Origin of the sequence: uncultured Tateyamaria sp. (assembly GCF_947503045.1) — a bacterium.
Taxonomy (GTDB): Bacteria; Pseudomonadota; Alphaproteobacteria; order Rhodobacterales; family Rhodobacteraceae; genus Tateyamaria.
In genome coordinates this window covers 1-15,221 of record NZ_CANNCF010000009.1, presented here as the reverse complement: position 1 = coordinate 15,221, position 15,221 = coordinate 1, and the positions used below count along the sequence as shown (strand labels likewise).

The window sequence follows — 15,221 nt, the reverse complement described above, 5'->3', positions numbered from 1 at the left end:
GGAACGTCAGGGTCTTGGGTTGATCGTCACCTCGATTTCGCCCAACCCATCGACGCCGCCGGTCATCACATCGCCAGCATGAACCGCGCCGACACCTGCCGGAGTCCCCGTCATCACCAGATCACCGGGGGCCAGTTCCATGGCCTGCGACAGCGTCGCGATGTGTTCGTTCACGTCCCAGATCAGGTCTGCGATATCCGCATCCTGACGGACCTCTCCATTCACAGCCAGCCAGATGCGGGCCTGCGACAGGCTTGGCACTTGCGCGATGGGCGTGATGGCGGACATGGGGGCGGATTGATCAAACGCCTTGGCCCAATCCCATGGGCGGCCCATCTTTTTCGCCTCGGCCTGCAGGTCGCGGCGGGTCAGATCAATGCCGACGCCCGCACCCCAAATGTGATCCGTCACGTCCTCTTGGGCGATGTTGGACCCGCCCTTGCCGATCGCGATGACCAGTTCAATTTCGTGGTGTAGATCCTGCGTTAGGGACGGATAGGACAGGGTGCATGGGCAATCCACAACCGCATCCGCTGGCTTGGTAAAGAAGAAGGGCGGCTCGCGATCGGGGTCCTTGCCCATCTCACGCGCATGAGCGGCATAGTTGCGCCCGACGCAAAAGATACGCCGCACTGGAAACCGCTGATCGCTGCCTCTAATCGCGACAGAGGCCTGGGGTGGAGGGTCAAAGGCAAATGTCATGGGGTTCCCCTCGTGTCAGGATCGCGTGGCAGCACAAGACTGCAAAACTCTATTGGCGTCCAGCACCTGAACGCAGACCCAACTTGGTCAAAAGCCGGTCTCTCTTGTCCAACCACCAGCCAAATTCTGTTGGCCACGCGTCATGCCCGATCTCTGGCCGCAACTGTTGCGCGGCGTGCAGCGGCCAATTGGGATCATCCAACAGCTCGCGCGCCAGTGCGATCATGTCGGCCTGCCCATTGCGGACAATCTGGTCGCAAAAATGCGCGTCCCACAAAAAGCCGACGGCTATTGTGGGCAGGCCCGTCTCTTGCCTGACTTGCTGTGCAAAGGGCACCTGAAACCCTTGCGAAATCGTCATCCTGCGCGGACGATCTTTGCCTCCGATACCCCCTGACGAACAGTCGATGATGTCCACACCCAGAGACCCGAGCAGTTTGGACAAGCGGACAATGTCGTCGATTTCCAGACCGCCATCCAGCCAGTCGGTACCGGACAAGCGAAATGACAGCGGGAGCGTTTCCGGCCAGCTGGCGCGCACCGCCTTGGCAACTTCGCAGGCAAATCTGGCCCGGTTTTCAAAGGAGCCGCCCCATTTGTCGCCTCTTTGATTGGCGATGGGGGACAGGAACTGATGGACCAGAAAGCCATGGGCGGCATATATTTCGATCACCTCAAATCCGGCCAAATGCGCGCGCCGCGCCGCAGCGCCAAATGCATCGATGACTGCCTGAATGTCCGTTTCCCTCATCTCGGAAGGTGTTGGCCAGCCCGTCGCATAGGGCAAGGCAGATGGTGCGATGGCTGGCCATGGGCTTTCTGACCGCTCTTGCACATCTGTGTCATCGACGGGTGTCTCACCATGCCAAGGGCGACGTTCGGACGCCTTACGACCCGCATGGCTCAGCTGAATGCCCGGCACGGAACCTTCCTGCTTGATGAAGTCCGCGATTTGTTTCAGCGGAGCGATATGCCTGTCATCCCACAGGCCGAGATCGCCGTGCGTGCGCTTTCCACGGTTTTCAACAGCGGTAGCTTCGGCAAAGACGAGGCCCGCACCGCCCGTGGCAAAGCGGCCCAGATGCACGAGATGCCAATCGTTGGCGATGCCGTCGGCTGCCCGGTATTGGCTCATCGGGGACACGGCGACCCGGTTCTTGAACGTGACACCACGAAGAGTGAAGGGAGTGAAAAGTCCGGACACGGGATACCTCTGCTTTGTTCAGAACGCAGTTTGTCTGAATGTTTCCGAAGAGATGCAAGGCGACTTGATCACCATTGCGTCACCGGTTCCGGCGTGTCGTCATAGGTGAGCCGCCACAGTTCCAGGTGCTGAGCCAACGGGGAAACTCCAATCGGACAGTTTACTTAACATAAGTCAGATTACCTGCATTTTCTTGCGCCTTGTCGGAGGGCAGACAGGCTGCCACTATGATCTCCAGTAAAGGGAGGTGCCTCATGGCCTTGAAAACCACCGCCGCCGAATTGGTTGCAGCCGCACGTGCACGCATTCGCGAGGTCGAGACACCAGATGCCATCGCCATGGTTGGGGACCCTGATGTGGTTATTATCGATATCCGGGATGTGCGTGAACGTGAGCGCACAGGTTACATCCCCGGATCGGTCCATGCGCCGCGTGGCATGATCGAATTCTGGGTCGATCCCGACAGCCCCTATTTCAAGCCTGTGTTCGGCCAGACGGACAAGACCTACTTGTTTCACTGCGCCTCAGGCTGGCGCTCGGCCCTGACCGTGGCCACATTACAGGATATGGGGTTTGACGCGGCGCATCTGCGGGAAGGGTTCTCAACATGGGAGGCGCAGGGCGGACCCGTTGAAAAGGAGGACAAGCCATGACGCCTGACATGACCAAGACACCGACGGTGACACCTTTCTTTGACGACCGATCCAACACGATTTCTTATGTGGTGCAGGAACCGGACGGGCCTGGATGCGCAGTTATCGATGCCGTGATGGACATTGATTACGCCGCCGGAAAGCTGAGCTTTGATGGTGCGGACGCGATGATCGCGCATATCAAGGCAGAGGGCTTGCGGCTTGACTGGATCATCGAAACCCATGTGCATGCCGATCACCTGTCGGGCGCGCCTTATATCCAGCAGGCACTTGGCGGCAAGATCGGGATCGGGGCCAAGATCACCGAGGTACAGGACACTTTCGGCAAGGTCTTTAACGAGGGTACAGAATTTCAGCGCGACGGATCGCAATTCGACGCACTTTTCGAGGACAATGACAGCTATTCGGTCGGCGCGATGCAATGCTATGCGATGCACACGCCGGGGCACACTCCGGCCTGTATGGTGCATGTCATGGGTGACGCGGCCTTTGTTGGTGACACCCTGTTCATGCCCGATGGCGGCTCGGCCCGGGCGGATTTTCCCGGCGGGGATGCCGGCCAGCTTTATGACAGCATCATGCGGGTGTTGGCGCTGCCGGACGAGATGCGTCTGTTCATCTGTCACGATTATGGGCCGGGCGGACGCGCCATCGCCTGGGAAACGACAGTCGCGGAAGAGCGCGAGAACAACATCCATGTGGGTGGCGGCAAGACGCGCGAGGATTTCATAAAGTTCCGCACTGAGAGAGACGCGCAACTGGCCATGCCTTCGCTGATCATCCCGGCCTTGCAGGTGAACATGCGCGCCGGCGACATCCCGCGCGACAAGGAAGGCGACATGGCGCTCAAGGTGCCATTGGGCAAACTCTAGGCCTGACGGCTATCAAAGCCAGTGAACTCGCCCCTTCTCTGTTTCAAGAAAATCCTCCCCGAAGGGTCGGATGCAACCACCCCTGCCCTTGCCATTGGCGCATGATCGCTCAACACTGCGGCCCATGACCCTGTCCACACGCATCGATGACAAACGCGATGACCTGATCGCGCTGACCCAAGGCTTGATCCGCATCCCCACGCTAAACCCGCCGGGGCGGCACTATCACGACGTCTGCGCTTTGGTTGAGGCGCGGCTGAAAGCGCACGGGTTCGAGACGCAAATGATCCGCGCAAAGGGAACGCCGGGTGACAGTGATCGCTTTCCGCGCTGGAACCTTGTGGCGCGCCGCGAAGGACGTCGTGCGGGCGAATGCGTGCATTTCAACAGCCATCACGACGTGGTCGAGGTTGGGCACGGCTGGACGCGCGAACCGTTTGGCGCAGAAGTTGACGGCGACCGGATCTATGGACGTGGGGCCTGCGATATGAAAGGCGGTCTTGCCGCCTCGATCATCGCCGCCGAGGGGTTCATCGAAGAACACCCCGATTTCGCTGGGTCCATCGAAATCAGCGCCACTGCGGACGAGGAATCCGGTGGCTATGGCGGCGTGGCCTATCTGGCTGAACAGGGTTTTTTCAATCCCGAACGCGTGCAGCACGTGATCATCCCCGAACCACTGAACAAGGATCGCATCTGCCTCGGCCACCGCGGTGGCTGGTGGGCGGAAATCGAAACGAGGGGAGAGATCGCCCACGGTTCCATGCCTTTCCTTGGCGATTGCGCTGTCCGCCATATGGGCGCGGTGCTTGACAAATTCGAAAGCGATCTGTTCCCCGCCATGGCGGCGCGCCATACCGAAATGCCGGTGGTGCCCGATGGCGCGCGGCAATCGACGATGAACATCAATTCCATCCATGGCGGACAGGCCGAGCAAAGCGACGACTATAATGGCCTGCCCGCGCATTGCGTGCCCGACAGTTGCCGGATCGTGATTGATCGCCGATTCCTTGTGGAAGAGAATGTCGAGGACGTCCGCGGCGAGGTCGTTGCCCTTCTCGAAGGTCTCAAGTCCTCCCGCGACAGGTTCGACTATGACATGCGCGAGTTGAACGTCGTGCTGCCGTCAATGACCGACAAGGCCGCGCCGGTGGTAGAGACGGTGCATGCCGCAATCCATGATGTACTGGGAATCGAGCCGACATATGTGGCCTCGCCCGGCTCTTACGATCAAAAGCACATCGACCGGATCGGACAATTGCGCAATTGCATTGCCTATGGGCCGGGCGAGTTGGAAATGGCGCACAAACCGGACGAATGGATCGGGATCACGGATATGCTGGACAGCGCCAAAGTGATGGGCGCGGCCCTGCAAAAACTGCTGCACCCCGTTCTCTGACGCAGAGAATGTGTCGAAATTGACGCAAATTCGGATGGGGTCACCGTGCTTTCAGCACCAGAAAGCAGCTGGGCTTTAGGTCAAAACCCGTCCCCTGCCGCCAATGCCAACCCTTCGACAATCGCCGTGAGCGCCGCCCCGCGATGCACCTTGGCCCGTGGCAATCGCCCGGTCAGTGCTGTTTCAACGACCTGCATCAGACTTGATCCACCAACAAAGATCAGCCGGTCCACCGCGTCCGGCTCTACCCCTGCCTGCGCCAGAGTTTCCTCGGCGGCATCCGCGATCTTGCCTGCCATCTCACTCAATGTCGCAGTCATCGCGACCGGGTAAAGTGGCACACGCAAGTTCGGTGCCACCATTTTCAGATCAATCTCAGGAACGGCTGCGGCCCCGGTGTTCGCCTCGATCTTTGCGGCTTCCACGGCAAAAGCCATGTCATGGCCCATCTCTTCTTCCAACACTCGCACAAGACGATTAAGGCGCACCCGATCTTCAGCGTATTGTGCCAATTCACGTGCCGCGCGGCGGGTGTCTTGCGTGTAGAGAAACGGGATTTTCTGCCATGTCGCCAGATCGTGAAAGATCGCGTTGGGTGCTACATGCGTCTGGTCGCCAAAGGCATGCCGGATCGACGACCCCATACCCAGCTCGGGCATGACAAAGGCAAGGCTGAGCGCGCGGTCGAAATTCGTACCACCCAGGCGCAGGCCGTGACTGGCCAATATGTCGATGCCCGCGTCTGATCCTTGCCGAAACAGTGTGAAATCAGACGTGCCACCGCCGATGTCCACCACCAGCCCCAAATCGCCGGGCTGCAGGGCGGCGCGAATGGCGAGCGCTGCGGCCTCCGGTTCGGCCATGAAGGACACTTCCTTGAAACCGGCGGCCTGATAACACTCCTTTAGATCGACCAGTGCTTGCGCGTTTCGCCTGGGATCGCCTGAATGAAACAGCACGGGTCGCCCGGACAAGGCCTGATCAAACTGCAATCCAGTCGCGGCTTCGGCGCGGCCTTTCATCTCGGCCAGAAAGCGGCCGACGATAGTGATGAAATCAATCGACTCGTTCAGCAGATTGCGCCGCTCGCGCATCAGCGAAGTGCCGAGCAAAGACTTCAGCGCCCGCATATAGCGCCCCTCGTCGCCCGCTATCAGGGCGGAGTTCGCAGCGCTGCCATAGACACGTTTACGCGCCTCGAAATCAAAGAACACCGCAGTTGGCAAAGTCAGTGCGCCCGGCTCCAGCGGGATCAGTTTTGCGGTCCCGTTCACGCACATGCCAACTGCCGAATTCGACGTCCCGAAATCCACGCCCAGCACTGCCATCACACTTCCTCTTCTCGGCGAAAGACGCCGACGTATCGCAGCTGAACGCCCATGCCAAGTGTTGCACGCTGGCCAAGCGGTGCGGTTTTGGCTAGCCTTTGGTCAAATTGCCACCTGAGGGAGAAACCCATGGTCCACATCCGCCCCCTGTTCCTTGGCGTCGCTGGCGCTGCACTGTTTGCCGGAATGGCTGCCGCCAAGACTGACATCACCGTCGCAATGCAACTGGAACCGCCGCATCTCGATCCGACCTCCGCCGCTGCGGGAGCCATCGATTCGGTTCTCTATTCCAACGTATTCGAAGGTCTGACCCGGTTCATGGGCGACGGATCGGTTGTGCCCGGTCTCGCCGAAAGCTGGGAGATTTCCGAAGACGGGCTGACCTATACCTTCAATCTGCGCGAAGGGGTCACCTTTCACGACGGCACCACAATGGACGCCGAAGACGTGAAGTTTACCCTCGACCGCATCCTCGCCGAAGACAGCGCAAATGCCCAAAAGGCGCTTTATGCGGCGATCGCCAGCGTCGAGGTCGTGGACGCAAGCACGGTGCGCGTCACCCTGTCCGAGCCCAACGGCAACATGCTGTTCAATCTGGCCTGGGGCGATGCAGTGATCGTGGCCCCAGAGTCCATCGAAAACATCAAGCAACAACCCATAGGAACGGGCCCATTCAAGTTCGATTCATGGACGCAAGGCGACAGCATTCAGATCAGCCAATATGCCGACTATTGGGGCGAACAGCCCGCGCTCACCGAAGCGACATTCAAATTCATCTCTGACCCCACTGCGGCCTTTGCCGCGATGATGGCCGAAGACGTCGATGTGTTTACGGGCTTCCCGGCCCCGGAAAACCTGCCCCAGTTCGAGGCCGACCCCCGTTTTCAGGTCCTGATCGGATCGACCGAAGGCGAAACGATCCTGTCGACGAACAACAAACAGGCTCCGTTCGATGATGTGCGCGTTCGCCAAGCGGTGGCCCATGCCATTGACCGCCAGGCCATCGTGGATGGTGCGATGTTTGGCTATGGCACACCCATCGGCACACATTTTGCGCCGCACAACCCGGCATATGTCGACTTGACCGGCGGGTCTGCCTTTGACCCGGACAAGGCCCGCGCCTTGCTGGCCGAGGCGGGCATGCCCGACGGGTTTGAAACCACGCTGCACCTGCCGCCACCTTCCTATGCCCGACGCGGCGGCGAAATCATTGCCGCCCAGTTGGCTGAGGTTGGCATCAAGGCAGAAATCATCAATGTCGAGTGGGCGCAGTGGTTGGAAACCGTATTCCGTGGCAAGAGTTTTGGTCTGAGCATCGTCAGCCATACCGAGCCCATGGACATCGGTATCTATGGCAATCCGGATTACTATTTTCAGTATGACAACCCGGATTTTCAGGAGTTGATGACGACCCTCAATGCCACAACCGATCCCGAGGCGCGCACCAACATGATGGCCAAGGCGCAGGAAATCATCGCGGCGGACGCGGTGAATGGTTACCTGTTCCAACTGGCGCAATTGTCCGTCGCCAAGGCGGGTGTACAGGGTCTGTGGACCAACGCGCCGACCCAGGCCACAGACCTCACCGGTGTGAGCTGGGCCGAATAAAGGCTGGGCGCACCACCAGGTGCGCCTTACGGGTTTAGTCGAATGGCAGGGGAGCGCCCGATGCAGATTTATGGTGCCGGAACGCGCCCCTCCATGCGGGCCAATCCCGACTATTTCACCGGCACGGTCTGGCAGGACCCGATCATTTCGGCTGAGCCCCCTGCCCGTCTTCATGCGCTGAATGTGCACTTTGAACCGGGCGCGCGTTCGGCCTGGCACACGCATCCGCTGGGTCAGACATTGCATGTGACCCAAGGGGTGGGCCTGGTCTGTCTGCGTGGCGAAGCCCCGCGATTGATCCGGCCAGGTGATACCGTCTGGATCCCGGCCGGGGTTGAACACTGGCACGGCGCCGGACCCGACACGACAATGACCCATATCGCCATGCAAGAGATGCAGGATGGGTCAGCCGCGACGTGGTTGGAGCATGTGAGTGATGCGGATTATCAAGTGTCCCCGTCCTAGCAGTCCAGCCCCTCGGGCAAGGATATTATGACAAAATCAGGTTGGTCAGAGCGACTTGGTCCTCGTGCGCAGCGTGTCGCGGATCGGGCCATGGCGTGGGCTGTCGGCCAGTGTCGTGAACCAGTGCTCGGGCGGGTTCTTGCCCCTGCGGTTGCCGTCAAAGCGCAGCGTTCTAAGCACTTCCTCTGCCTCCACCGTGACCCGTTCGGGGATGTCAAACCCGTTGAGCGTCGCCCAGACGCCGGTCCAGAGGCGCCCGACGGACCACGGATTGTACCCGCCGCCGCCCAGCACCAGCAGTCGCGGCGCGAGTCCCATCAGGCTACGTATGATCGCCCAGTGAGATTGGTTGGACAGTGACAGATGGGATTGCGGGTCTTCCTCGACCCCGTCTGCGCCGCATTGCAACACGATGGCATCAGGTTTGAATGCTGTGACGCGAGGCAGGATGACGTCGTCGCGGATCAGCGCCATTTCATCATCATTGAGGCCACGTGGCACAGGCAGGTTGATCGTCGTGTCCGTTGCGCCCAAGGCGCCGGTGCGCGGCCACAACCCGTCTTCATGCACAGAGATCATCAACACGTCCGGATCATCTCCAAACGCGTGTTCGACCCCATCGGGGTGGTGCGCGTCGATATCGACATAGGCGACCCGCGCAGCCCCGTTGCGGCGCAAGGACAGGATCGCCAGAACCGGATCGTTGAGATAACAAAAGCCCCCGGCCCGGTCCGGCATCCCGTGATGCGTACCCCCGGCGGGATGATAAACGATGCCGCCCTTGGCCAACAACTCACCGGCAAGCAGCGACCCCCCTGCCGCCGTGGCGGGGCGGCGGTACATTTCAGGAAAGATCGGGTTGTTGGGGGTGCCAAGCGCGTGACGTGCGCGCACGGCGTCGCTGACGGATTGGGCAGCCTCGGCGGCGTGCAGTGCGGCGACATATTCCGGCGTGTGCCATATCGTAAGCGCCGCGGGTTTGACGCGGGGGCTTGGCACATAGACATCCGAGGGTAACCAGCCCATGGCCCGTGACAGGTCAATTACTGTCGAAACGCGCGGCACCCGCAGCGGGTGCCAGCCTCCGTAGCTTGAGCCGCGATAAATTTCGGAACCGATGAAAAGGGGGCGCGTCATGGCCCCCTACATAGATGTTTCGAGCGGGGTGGCGACCCCTCAGGCGGCTGCCGCCCCCATGGATTCGGCGCGGTTCAACCAACTGTCGATCTTGGCCGGAGGGGCCAGCTTGACCGATCCCATCTGCACCACCTTGCGCGGCTTGATGCCGGTGAACTTCATCACCTGATTGCGCATCACGCGCCGCACTGTGCTGCGATAGATCACTGTGTCGATCCAGACAGGCGTGTCCGAAGTGATGATGGCATCGCCCGTGCGCCCTTCCAGCAGCTTTTCCCAGCCCATGCCCCGCGCATGATATTTGTAGGCAAAGCCCGACAGCAGGCCCGCATCCAATACTGCCTTGGCCTTGCTTGGCATCGCACCCCACCAGCAGGGATGGACAATCACCACATGATCCGCCCAGCGGATGTTGTCCTGCCACGTGGCAAGGTCCGGGGTCAGTTCCCGTTTGCTGTCATAGCCTTCAAAATCAGGATCGACCTGCATGTCTGCAAGTGCCATGACGCGGACTTCGGCGCCTTTGGCCTCGGCACCCTTGGCATAGCGTGCGGCGAGCGCGGCATTCAGGGAATTCGGTTTCGGGTGTGCCACCCAGATGAAAATGCGTTTGGTCATGGGGATCTTCCTTTCCTGAGAGTTGCTTTACACTGTGTCAATTGACAGCCTGTCAACTAAGCGCTACTTTACAGTATGTCAAGTACTTCTCCGGATACCCCGACCCGAATTTTGCAGGCCACTCTGTCGTTGCTGGAAAAAACCGACGCAAAGTTGCCGACCATGAGCGATATCGCAAAGGCGTCAGGAGTCAGCCGTCAGGCCGTCTATCTGCACTTTCCCAGCCGGACGGATGTTTTGGTGGCTGCGACCCGCTATCAGGACCAAACCAACGACGTGAATACGGCCCTCGCATCCAGCCGCTCAGCCCAGTCCGGCATCGAGCGGTTGGATGCGTTTGTCACCGCGTGGGGCAATTACATCCCGCGCATCTACGGGGTCGCGCGGGCCATCCTTGCTGTTGTGGACACAGACGCGGAAGCAGCGGAAGCCTGGAACATGCGCATGGCTGACATGCGCGAAGGCTGCGCGGCCGCCGTCCAAGCGCTCGTTGCTGATGGAACACTGCCCCCCGATACTGACCCCGAACAGGCGACCGATCTGCTGTGGACGTTGCTGTCTGTGCGGACATGGGAAAACCTGACTCAAACCTGTGGTTGGGATCAGGCCTGTTACCTTGCCACCGTCCGTGGTCTGGCGCTGGCGACCCTGGGGCAGGACATGGGCGCACTCAGGGACGTGCTTGCGCACTCGAAAGACCCCGCCTAACGTCACAGGCATATGCTGCGCTATACCTTCAAACGCCTGTTGTCCCTTCTGATCAGCCTCGCCATCGCGTCGCTGGTCATCTTTATGGTGATCGAAGTGGCACCGGGCGACCCCGCCTCGTTCATGCTGGGGATCAACGCGCAAGAGGACACGCTGGCAGCCCTGCGGGCTGAACTGGGCCTCGATCAGTCCAAGCTGCAGCGTTATCTGGGCTGGGTCGGAGGCATGGTGCAGGGTGATTTCGGCACCTCCTATCAATACCGCACCCCGGTCAGCCAGATGATCGCGGACCGGCTCTGGGTGTCGCTGCCGCTGGCGCTTTATGCGCTGGCCTTGTCGACGCTGATCGCCTTTCCGGCGGGCATCTATGCAGCGTCCCGGCGGGGCAAGGCGGGGGATATTGGCGTGATGGGAGCCACGCAAATTGGCGTTGCCATTCCCAATTTCTGGTTTGCGATGATGTTGGTGCTGATCTTTGCAATCAATTTGCGCTGGTTCAGCGCGGGTGGGTTTGCAGGTTGGGACAAGGGGGCATTCGCCGCACTCAAATCGCTGACATTGCCCGCCATCGCGCTGGCCTTGCCGCAGGCCGCGATCCTTGCGCGCGTCATGCGATCTGCCCTTCTAGATGTGCTCGGAGAGGATTTCATGCGCACCGCACGGGCCAAGGGCCTGACCAAGGGCCAGGCCTTGCGCCGCCATGGGTTGCGTAACGCCATGATCCCGGTGCTGACCATTCTGGGCCTGCAATTCTCGTTCCTGCTGGCTGGGGGCATCATCATCGAGCAGGTGTTTTATTTGCCGGGCCTCGGGCGACTGATCTTTCAAAGCATCTCGGCCCGCGACCTGATCGTGGTTGAATCGGTGACCATGCTGCTGGTCTTTGCCGTGATCGTGGTGAATTTCGCGGTCGATCTGGCCTATGCCGCCGTCGACCCCCGGCTGAGGGCGCGCACATGAGCCGTACGCTGATCCTCGGCGGCGTCTTGTCGGCGCTAATGGTGCTGGCCGCGCTTGTCTCGTTTGTGTGGACCCCGTTTGAGCATACGGCGATGGACATCCCTGCCAAGCTGCAGACGCCCAATGCAACCCACTGGTTCGGCACGGATCATTTCGGGCGAGATATGTTTTCGATGATCATGGTCGGTGCGCGCACGTCGATTGCCGTCGCCTTTGTCGCCGTGGGCATCGGGATCGGGCTTGGCGTGCCTCTGGGCCTGTGGGCCGCCGCTAGGCAAGGTGGCTGGGTGGACGAAATCATCATGCGGGGCAATGATCTGATCTTTGCCTTTCCCAGCCTCGTCATCGCCATCCTGATCACTGCGATTTTCGGGGCCGGGGCGATCAACGCGATTATCGCCATCGGCATCTTCAATATCCCCGTCTTCGCCCGTGTCACGCGGGGTGGCGCCCTGCCCCTTTGGGCACGCGAGTTCATAATGGCGGCTCGAGTCGCGGGCAAGGGGCCGGCGCGGATCAGTGTCGAGCACATCCTGCCCAACATCGCCAACCTGCTGATTGTACAGGCCACGATCCAGTTCTCCCTGGGCATTCTGGCCGAGGCCGCATTGTCCTATGTCGGTCTTGGCGCGCAGCCACCCACACCCAGTTGGGGGCGGATGCTCGCGGATGCGCAGACGCTGGTATCGATTGCGCCGCATATGGCGCTGGTGCCCGGCTTTGCCATCATCATCACGGTTCTGGGCCTGAACCTGCTGGGAGATGGCTTGCGGGACGCCCTTGATCCCCGCCTCAGGGTGGCCCGCGTATGAGCCTGCTTGAGATCAGTAATTTGTCGCTGTCGATCCACGGCACCCAGATCCTGCATGACGTCTCGCTGCGCCTTGATCCGGGCGAAGTTGTTGCGGTGACGGGTGAAAGCGGGTCGGGCAAGTCGATGACAGCGCTGGCCATCATGCAATTGCTGCCCGATGGCAGCGAGGCGCAAGGCACCGTCATCCTCGACGGGCAGGATGTGACGCAACTGAGCGAGGCGCAGATGTGCGACTTGCGCGGAAATCACTTGGGCATGGTGTTTCAGGAACCGATGACCGCGCTCAACCCCGTGCAGACCATCGGCGCCCAGATCGGGGAATCCGTGCGGCTGCATCGCTCTGACCTTGACCCCGCAGCGCGCACCGAAGAGGTGCTGGCTCGCGTCGGTCTGGCGGGCATGTCGCCGCGCCGTTATCCGCATGAGTTGTCCGGTGGACAGCGCCAGCGGGTTGTCATCGCTATCGCCATCGCCTGCGGACCAAAACTGCTGATCGCGGATGAGCCGACAACAGCGCTTGATGTCACCACGCAAGCCCAGATTCTCGATCTGCTGGTCGAGTTGGCCCACGAAGATGGCATGGGGCTGTTGATGATTACCCATGACCTCGCCGTCGTCGCCCAGATGGCGCAGCGCATCACCGTCATGCAGAATGGCGCCGTGGTTGAGGCGGGGGACACCCCCGTCTTATTGAGCGCCCCGCAGCACCCCTATACCAAGGCGCTGTTCGCGGCCTCTGCCCATCAGGCGAAACTGCCGGAGCCTGTGGAAAATGCCCCGCTGCTGCAAGTGCGCAGCGTGGTGCGCGACTATGCCCTGCCCCGTACCGGTCTGTTTTCCGACCCCGGCACATTCCGCGCCGTCGATCTAGTCAGCTTTGATATCCCGCGCGGTGGGCGGGTTGGGCTGGTGGGAGAATCCGGCTGTGGCAAGTCCACACTGACCCGCGCCATTCTGGGGTTGGAGCCAGTGCAATCGGGCAGCATCCTGCTTGATGGGATGCCGGTCTATTCCGACGGTCATCCCAACCTCGATGTGCGGCGCAAGATGCAGGTGGTCTTTCAGGACCCCTACGGCAGTTTCAACCCACGCCACCGAGTATCACGCCTGATCACCGAGCCGTTTCATCTGCTGCCCTCGCCGCCCAAGGATCGCGACGCCCGCATTGCCGAGGCGCTGCGTGCGGTGGGTCTGTCGCCGGATGATGCCGAAAAATACCCGCATCAGTTTTCCGGCGGCCAGCGCCAACGGCTCGCCATCGCGCGCGCCTTGATCATCCGTCCCGAACTCATAGTCTTTGACGAGGCGGTCAGCGCGCTTGACGTTTCGGTCCGCGCCCAGATCCTCGATCTGATTGCCAAGCTGTGCGGTGAATACAACCTCACCTACCTGTTCATCAGCCATGACCTCAGCGTTGTGCGTAGTATCACCGACCACGTTCTGGTCATGCAGAACGGGAAGATTGTCGAGAAAGGCGCGACCGAGGACGTGTTTTCGGCCCCCAAGCACCCCTACACCCAAACGCTGATCGAGGCGGCGCCGGTCTTGCCCATAACCGATACCGCATGAGCGTTGCACTGATCCCCGCGCCCCGCGATCAGATGGCTTGGCTGCAGGCCACGGCCACCGCCTATTTCGGCGAACTAGCTCCAGACGAGCCGCCCCCGCCCCTGGAGGAAATCATCGACTGGTTTGACGATCCCGACACCTTTGCGCTGTTGATAATGCACCAAGAGCGCCGCGTCGGTTTTGCCTTGATCGAACGTCTGGACGCCCATCACGACCTGTCGGAATTCGGCATACTTCACGACTGGCGCGGCAAGGGCCTTGGCACCCGTGCTGCGCCCTTGTGTTTTGCGCGTTTTCCCGGCCCGTGGGCGCTGGGTGTGGCCAAGGCGTTGCCCGGCACAGCGCGGTTCTGGGATGGGCTGTTGCCGACTCTGTCCGGTGTGACAGGGCTTGCACGGGGCCCCGCGCTGACGCCATATCAGTCTCACAGCTACACGTTTGCATATAAAGGTGCGCCATGACGCAGGCCCTCTGGTTCGACCCTTCCACAATGCTGATCGGCGGCTCTTGGCGTGCTGCGGCGGACACACTGACGCTGATCAACCCATCTGATGGCAGCGATCTGGCGCGGATCGCCGCTGGGCAGGCCAGTGATATCGATGCCGCCGCCCGCGCCGCCCATGCCGCCCGGGCAGGCGCTTGGGGCCGGATGAGCGCCACCGAACGGGGCCGTATCTTGAGCGATATCGGCCGCGCGGTGCTCGCCCGTATCGATCAGCTGGCCGAGATCGAGGCCCATGACGTGGGCAAACCGCTGACGCAAGCCCGCGCCGATGCCGTGGCTCTGGCACGCTATATGGAGTTTTACGGCGGTGCGGCAGACAAGGTGATGGGCGAAACCATCCCCTATCTCGACGGCTACACGGTTTACACCTTACGCGAACCGCACGGAGTAACAGGCCATATCGTGCCGTGGAACTACCCGATGCAGATCATTGGCCGTTCGGTCGGCGCGGCCCTCGCTATGGGCAATGCCTGTGTCTTGAAACCGGCGGAAGAGGCTTGCCTGACCGCCCTTGCCTTTGCCCATATCGCGCGCGAGGCGGGTCTGCCGGATGGCGCTTTGAACGTGGTGCCCGGACGTGGGCCGGAGGCAGGCGCGGCGCTGGCCGCGCACCCCGGTGTCCAGCACATCAGCTTTACCGGATCAGTGCGCACGGGCGCGCTGGTGCAACAGGCGGCAG

At 61.0% G+C, this 15,221-nt stretch carries 16 protein-coding genes; 11 read left to right on the top strand and 5 right to left on the bottom strand.

What is annotated here, in order from left to right; all coding sequences use genetic code 11:
* Window positions 1–6: 6 nt before the first annotated feature.
* The gene (locus tag Q1A89_RS21880) at window positions 7–702 is read right to left on the bottom strand and encodes a fumarylacetoacetate hydrolase family protein (RefSeq protein WP_299733605.1); all 696 of its coding nucleotides are present in this window, start codon (window positions 700–702) and stop codon (window positions 7–9) included.
* A gap of 49 nt (window positions 703–751) precedes the next feature.
* On the bottom strand, window positions 752–1,906 hold the full coding sequence (locus Q1A89_RS21875) for an NADH:flavin oxidoreductase/NADH oxidase (protein ID WP_299733603.1): 1,155 nt from the start codon (window positions 1,904–1,906) through the stop codon (window positions 752–754).
* Window positions 1,907–2,160: 254 nt separating this feature from the next.
* Here Q1A89_RS21875 and Q1A89_RS21870 point away from each other — a divergent pair, with 254 nt between their 5' ends.
* The 3 genes from Q1A89_RS21870 to Q1A89_RS21860 all read left to right on the top strand — a co-directional run bounded on the left by Q1A89_RS21870 (window position 2,161) and on the right by Q1A89_RS21860 (window position 4,830).
* Window positions 2,161–2,559 carry a rhodanese-like domain-containing protein gene (locus Q1A89_RS21870; protein ID WP_299733601.1) on the top strand — a complete coding sequence of 133 codons (399 nt, stop codon included), beginning with the start codon at window positions 2,161–2,163 and terminating at the stop codon, window positions 2,557–2,559.
* Window positions 2,556–3,431 (top strand): MBL fold metallo-hydrolase, encoded by an 876-nt coding sequence (locus tag Q1A89_RS21865; RefSeq protein ID WP_299733599.1) that lies wholly within the window; start codon window positions 2,556–2,558, stop codon window positions 3,429–3,431. The genes Q1A89_RS21870 and Q1A89_RS21865 overlap by 4 nt, the downstream gene beginning before the upstream one ends.
* 124 nt (window positions 3,432–3,555) lie before the next feature.
* On the top strand, window positions 3,556–4,830 hold the full coding sequence (locus tag Q1A89_RS21860) for an acetylornithine deacetylase/succinyl-diaminopimelate desuccinylase family protein (RefSeq protein ID WP_299733597.1): 1,275 nt from the start codon (window positions 3,556–3,558) through the stop codon (window positions 4,828–4,830).
* An 80-nt stretch (window positions 4,831–4,910) separates the two neighbouring features.
* Here the strand turns inward: Q1A89_RS21860 and Q1A89_RS21855 are convergent, their stop codons facing one another.
* Entirely contained in the window at window positions 4,911–6,158 is a 1,248-nt protein-coding gene (locus Q1A89_RS21855; protein ID WP_299733595.1) for an Hsp70 family protein, read from the bottom strand.
* Window positions 6,159–6,287: 129 nt separating this feature from the next.
* On the opposite strand from Q1A89_RS21855, the gene Q1A89_RS21850 reads away from it, so the two are divergent.
* On the top strand, window positions 6,288–7,766 hold the full coding sequence (locus tag Q1A89_RS21850; RefSeq protein ID WP_299733593.1) for an ABC transporter substrate-binding protein: 1,479 nt from the start codon (window positions 6,288–6,290) through the stop codon (window positions 7,764–7,766).
* Window positions 7,767–7,826: 60 nt separating this feature from the next.
* Complete coding sequence (locus Q1A89_RS21845; protein WP_299733591.1) at window positions 7,827–8,231, top strand: cupin domain-containing protein; 405 nt, start codon at window positions 7,827–7,829, stop codon at window positions 8,229–8,231.
* Window positions 8,232–8,276: 45 nt separating this feature from the next.
* Here the strand turns inward: Q1A89_RS21845 and Q1A89_RS21840 are convergent, their stop codons facing one another.
* Both Q1A89_RS21840 and Q1A89_RS21835 read right to left on the bottom strand, forming a co-directional pair.
* A complete protein-coding gene (locus Q1A89_RS21840) occupies window positions 8,277–9,368 on the bottom strand; it encodes an acetoin utilization protein AcuC (RefSeq protein WP_299733589.1) in 1,092 nt (363 codons plus the stop codon).
* 39 nt (window positions 9,369–9,407) lie between these two features.
* Complete coding sequence (locus Q1A89_RS21835) at window positions 9,408–9,986, bottom strand: NAD(P)H-dependent oxidoreductase (RefSeq protein WP_299733575.1); 579 nt, start codon at window positions 9,984–9,986, stop codon at window positions 9,408–9,410.
* Window positions 9,987–10,061: 75 nt separating this feature from the next.
* On the opposite strand from Q1A89_RS21835, the gene Q1A89_RS21830 reads away from it, so the two are divergent.
* The 6 genes from Q1A89_RS21830 to Q1A89_RS21805 form a co-directional block, all read left to right on the top strand.
* Entirely contained in the window at window positions 10,062–10,694 is a 633-nt protein-coding gene (locus Q1A89_RS21830; RefSeq protein ID WP_299733573.1) for a TetR/AcrR family transcriptional regulator, read from the top strand.
* Window positions 10,695–10,706: 12 nt separating this feature from the next.
* Window positions 10,707–11,654, top strand: coding sequence for an ABC transporter permease (locus Q1A89_RS21825; protein WP_299733571.1), 948 nt, complete (start codon window positions 10,707–10,709; stop codon window positions 11,652–11,654).
* Window positions 11,651–12,466 (top strand): ABC transporter permease, encoded by an 816-nt coding sequence (locus tag Q1A89_RS21820; RefSeq protein ID WP_299733569.1) that lies wholly within the window; start codon window positions 11,651–11,653, stop codon window positions 12,464–12,466. The genes Q1A89_RS21825 and Q1A89_RS21820 overlap by 4 nt, the downstream gene beginning before the upstream one ends.
* The gene (locus Q1A89_RS21815; RefSeq protein ID WP_299733568.1) at window positions 12,463–14,037 is read left to right on the top strand and encodes an ABC transporter ATP-binding protein; all 1,575 of its coding nucleotides are present in this window, start codon (window positions 12,463–12,465) and stop codon (window positions 14,035–14,037) included. The genes Q1A89_RS21820 and Q1A89_RS21815 overlap by 4 nt, the downstream gene beginning before the upstream one ends.
* Window positions 14,034–14,498, top strand: coding sequence for a GNAT family N-acetyltransferase (locus Q1A89_RS21810; RefSeq protein ID WP_299733566.1), 465 nt, complete (start codon window positions 14,034–14,036; stop codon window positions 14,496–14,498). Before Q1A89_RS21815 ends, Q1A89_RS21810 begins: the two co-directional genes overlap by 4 nt.
* Window positions 14,495–15,221, top strand: a 727-nt coding sequence (locus Q1A89_RS21805) for an aldehyde dehydrogenase family protein (protein WP_299733564.1), incomplete at its 3' end; no start/stop codon positions are given. The genes Q1A89_RS21810 and Q1A89_RS21805, both read left to right, overlap by 4 nt.

What these genes read in the sequence shown, in the direction of transcription:
- Q1A89_RS21815 (WP_299733568.1), top strand. Translation starts at nt 12,463, where the DNA reads ATGAGCCTGCTTGAGATCAGTAATTTGTCGCTGTCGATCCACGGCACC.
- Q1A89_RS21870 (WP_299733601.1), top strand. Translation starts at nt 2,161, where the DNA reads ATGGCCTTGAAAACCACCGCCGCCGAATTGGTTGCAGCCGCACGTGCA.
- Q1A89_RS21825 (WP_299733571.1), top strand. Translation starts at nt 10,707, where the DNA reads ATGCTGCGCTATACCTTCAAACGCCTGTTGTCCCTTCTGATCAGCCTC.
- Q1A89_RS21880 (WP_299733605.1), bottom strand. Translation starts at nt 702, where the DNA reads ATGACATTTGCCTTTGACCCTCCACCCCAGGCCTCTGTCGCGATTAGA.
- Q1A89_RS21830 (WP_299733573.1), top strand. Translation starts at nt 10,062, where the DNA reads ATGTCAAGTACTTCTCCGGATACCCCGACCCGAATTTTGCAGGCCACT.
- Q1A89_RS21855 (WP_299733595.1), bottom strand. Translation starts at nt 6,158, where the DNA reads ATGGCAGTGCTGGGCGTGGATTTCGGGACGTCGAATTCGGCAGTTGGC.
- Q1A89_RS21865 (WP_299733599.1), top strand. Translation starts at nt 2,556, where the DNA reads ATGACGCCTGACATGACCAAGACACCGACGGTGACACCTTTCTTTGAC.
- Q1A89_RS21850 (WP_299733593.1), top strand. Translation starts at nt 6,288, where the DNA reads ATGGTCCACATCCGCCCCCTGTTCCTTGGCGTCGCTGGCGCTGCACTG.
- Q1A89_RS21845 (WP_299733591.1), top strand. Translation starts at nt 7,827, where the DNA reads ATGCAGATTTATGGTGCCGGAACGCGCCCCTCCATGCGGGCCAATCCC.
- Q1A89_RS21820 (WP_299733569.1), top strand. Translation starts at nt 11,651, where the DNA reads ATGAGCCGTACGCTGATCCTCGGCGGCGTCTTGTCGGCGCTAATGGTG.
- Q1A89_RS21840 (WP_299733589.1), bottom strand. Translation starts at nt 9,368, where the DNA reads ATGACGCGCCCCCTTTTCATCGGTTCCGAAATTTATCGCGGCTCAAGC.
- Q1A89_RS21860 (WP_299733597.1), top strand. Translation starts at nt 3,556, where the DNA reads ATGACCCTGTCCACACGCATCGATGACAAACGCGATGACCTGATCGCG.
- Q1A89_RS21835 (WP_299733575.1), bottom strand. Translation starts at nt 9,986, where the DNA reads ATGACCAAACGCATTTTCATCTGGGTGGCACACCCGAAACCGAATTCC.
- Q1A89_RS21810 (WP_299733566.1), top strand. Translation starts at nt 14,034, where the DNA reads ATGAGCGTTGCACTGATCCCCGCGCCCCGCGATCAGATGGCTTGGCTG.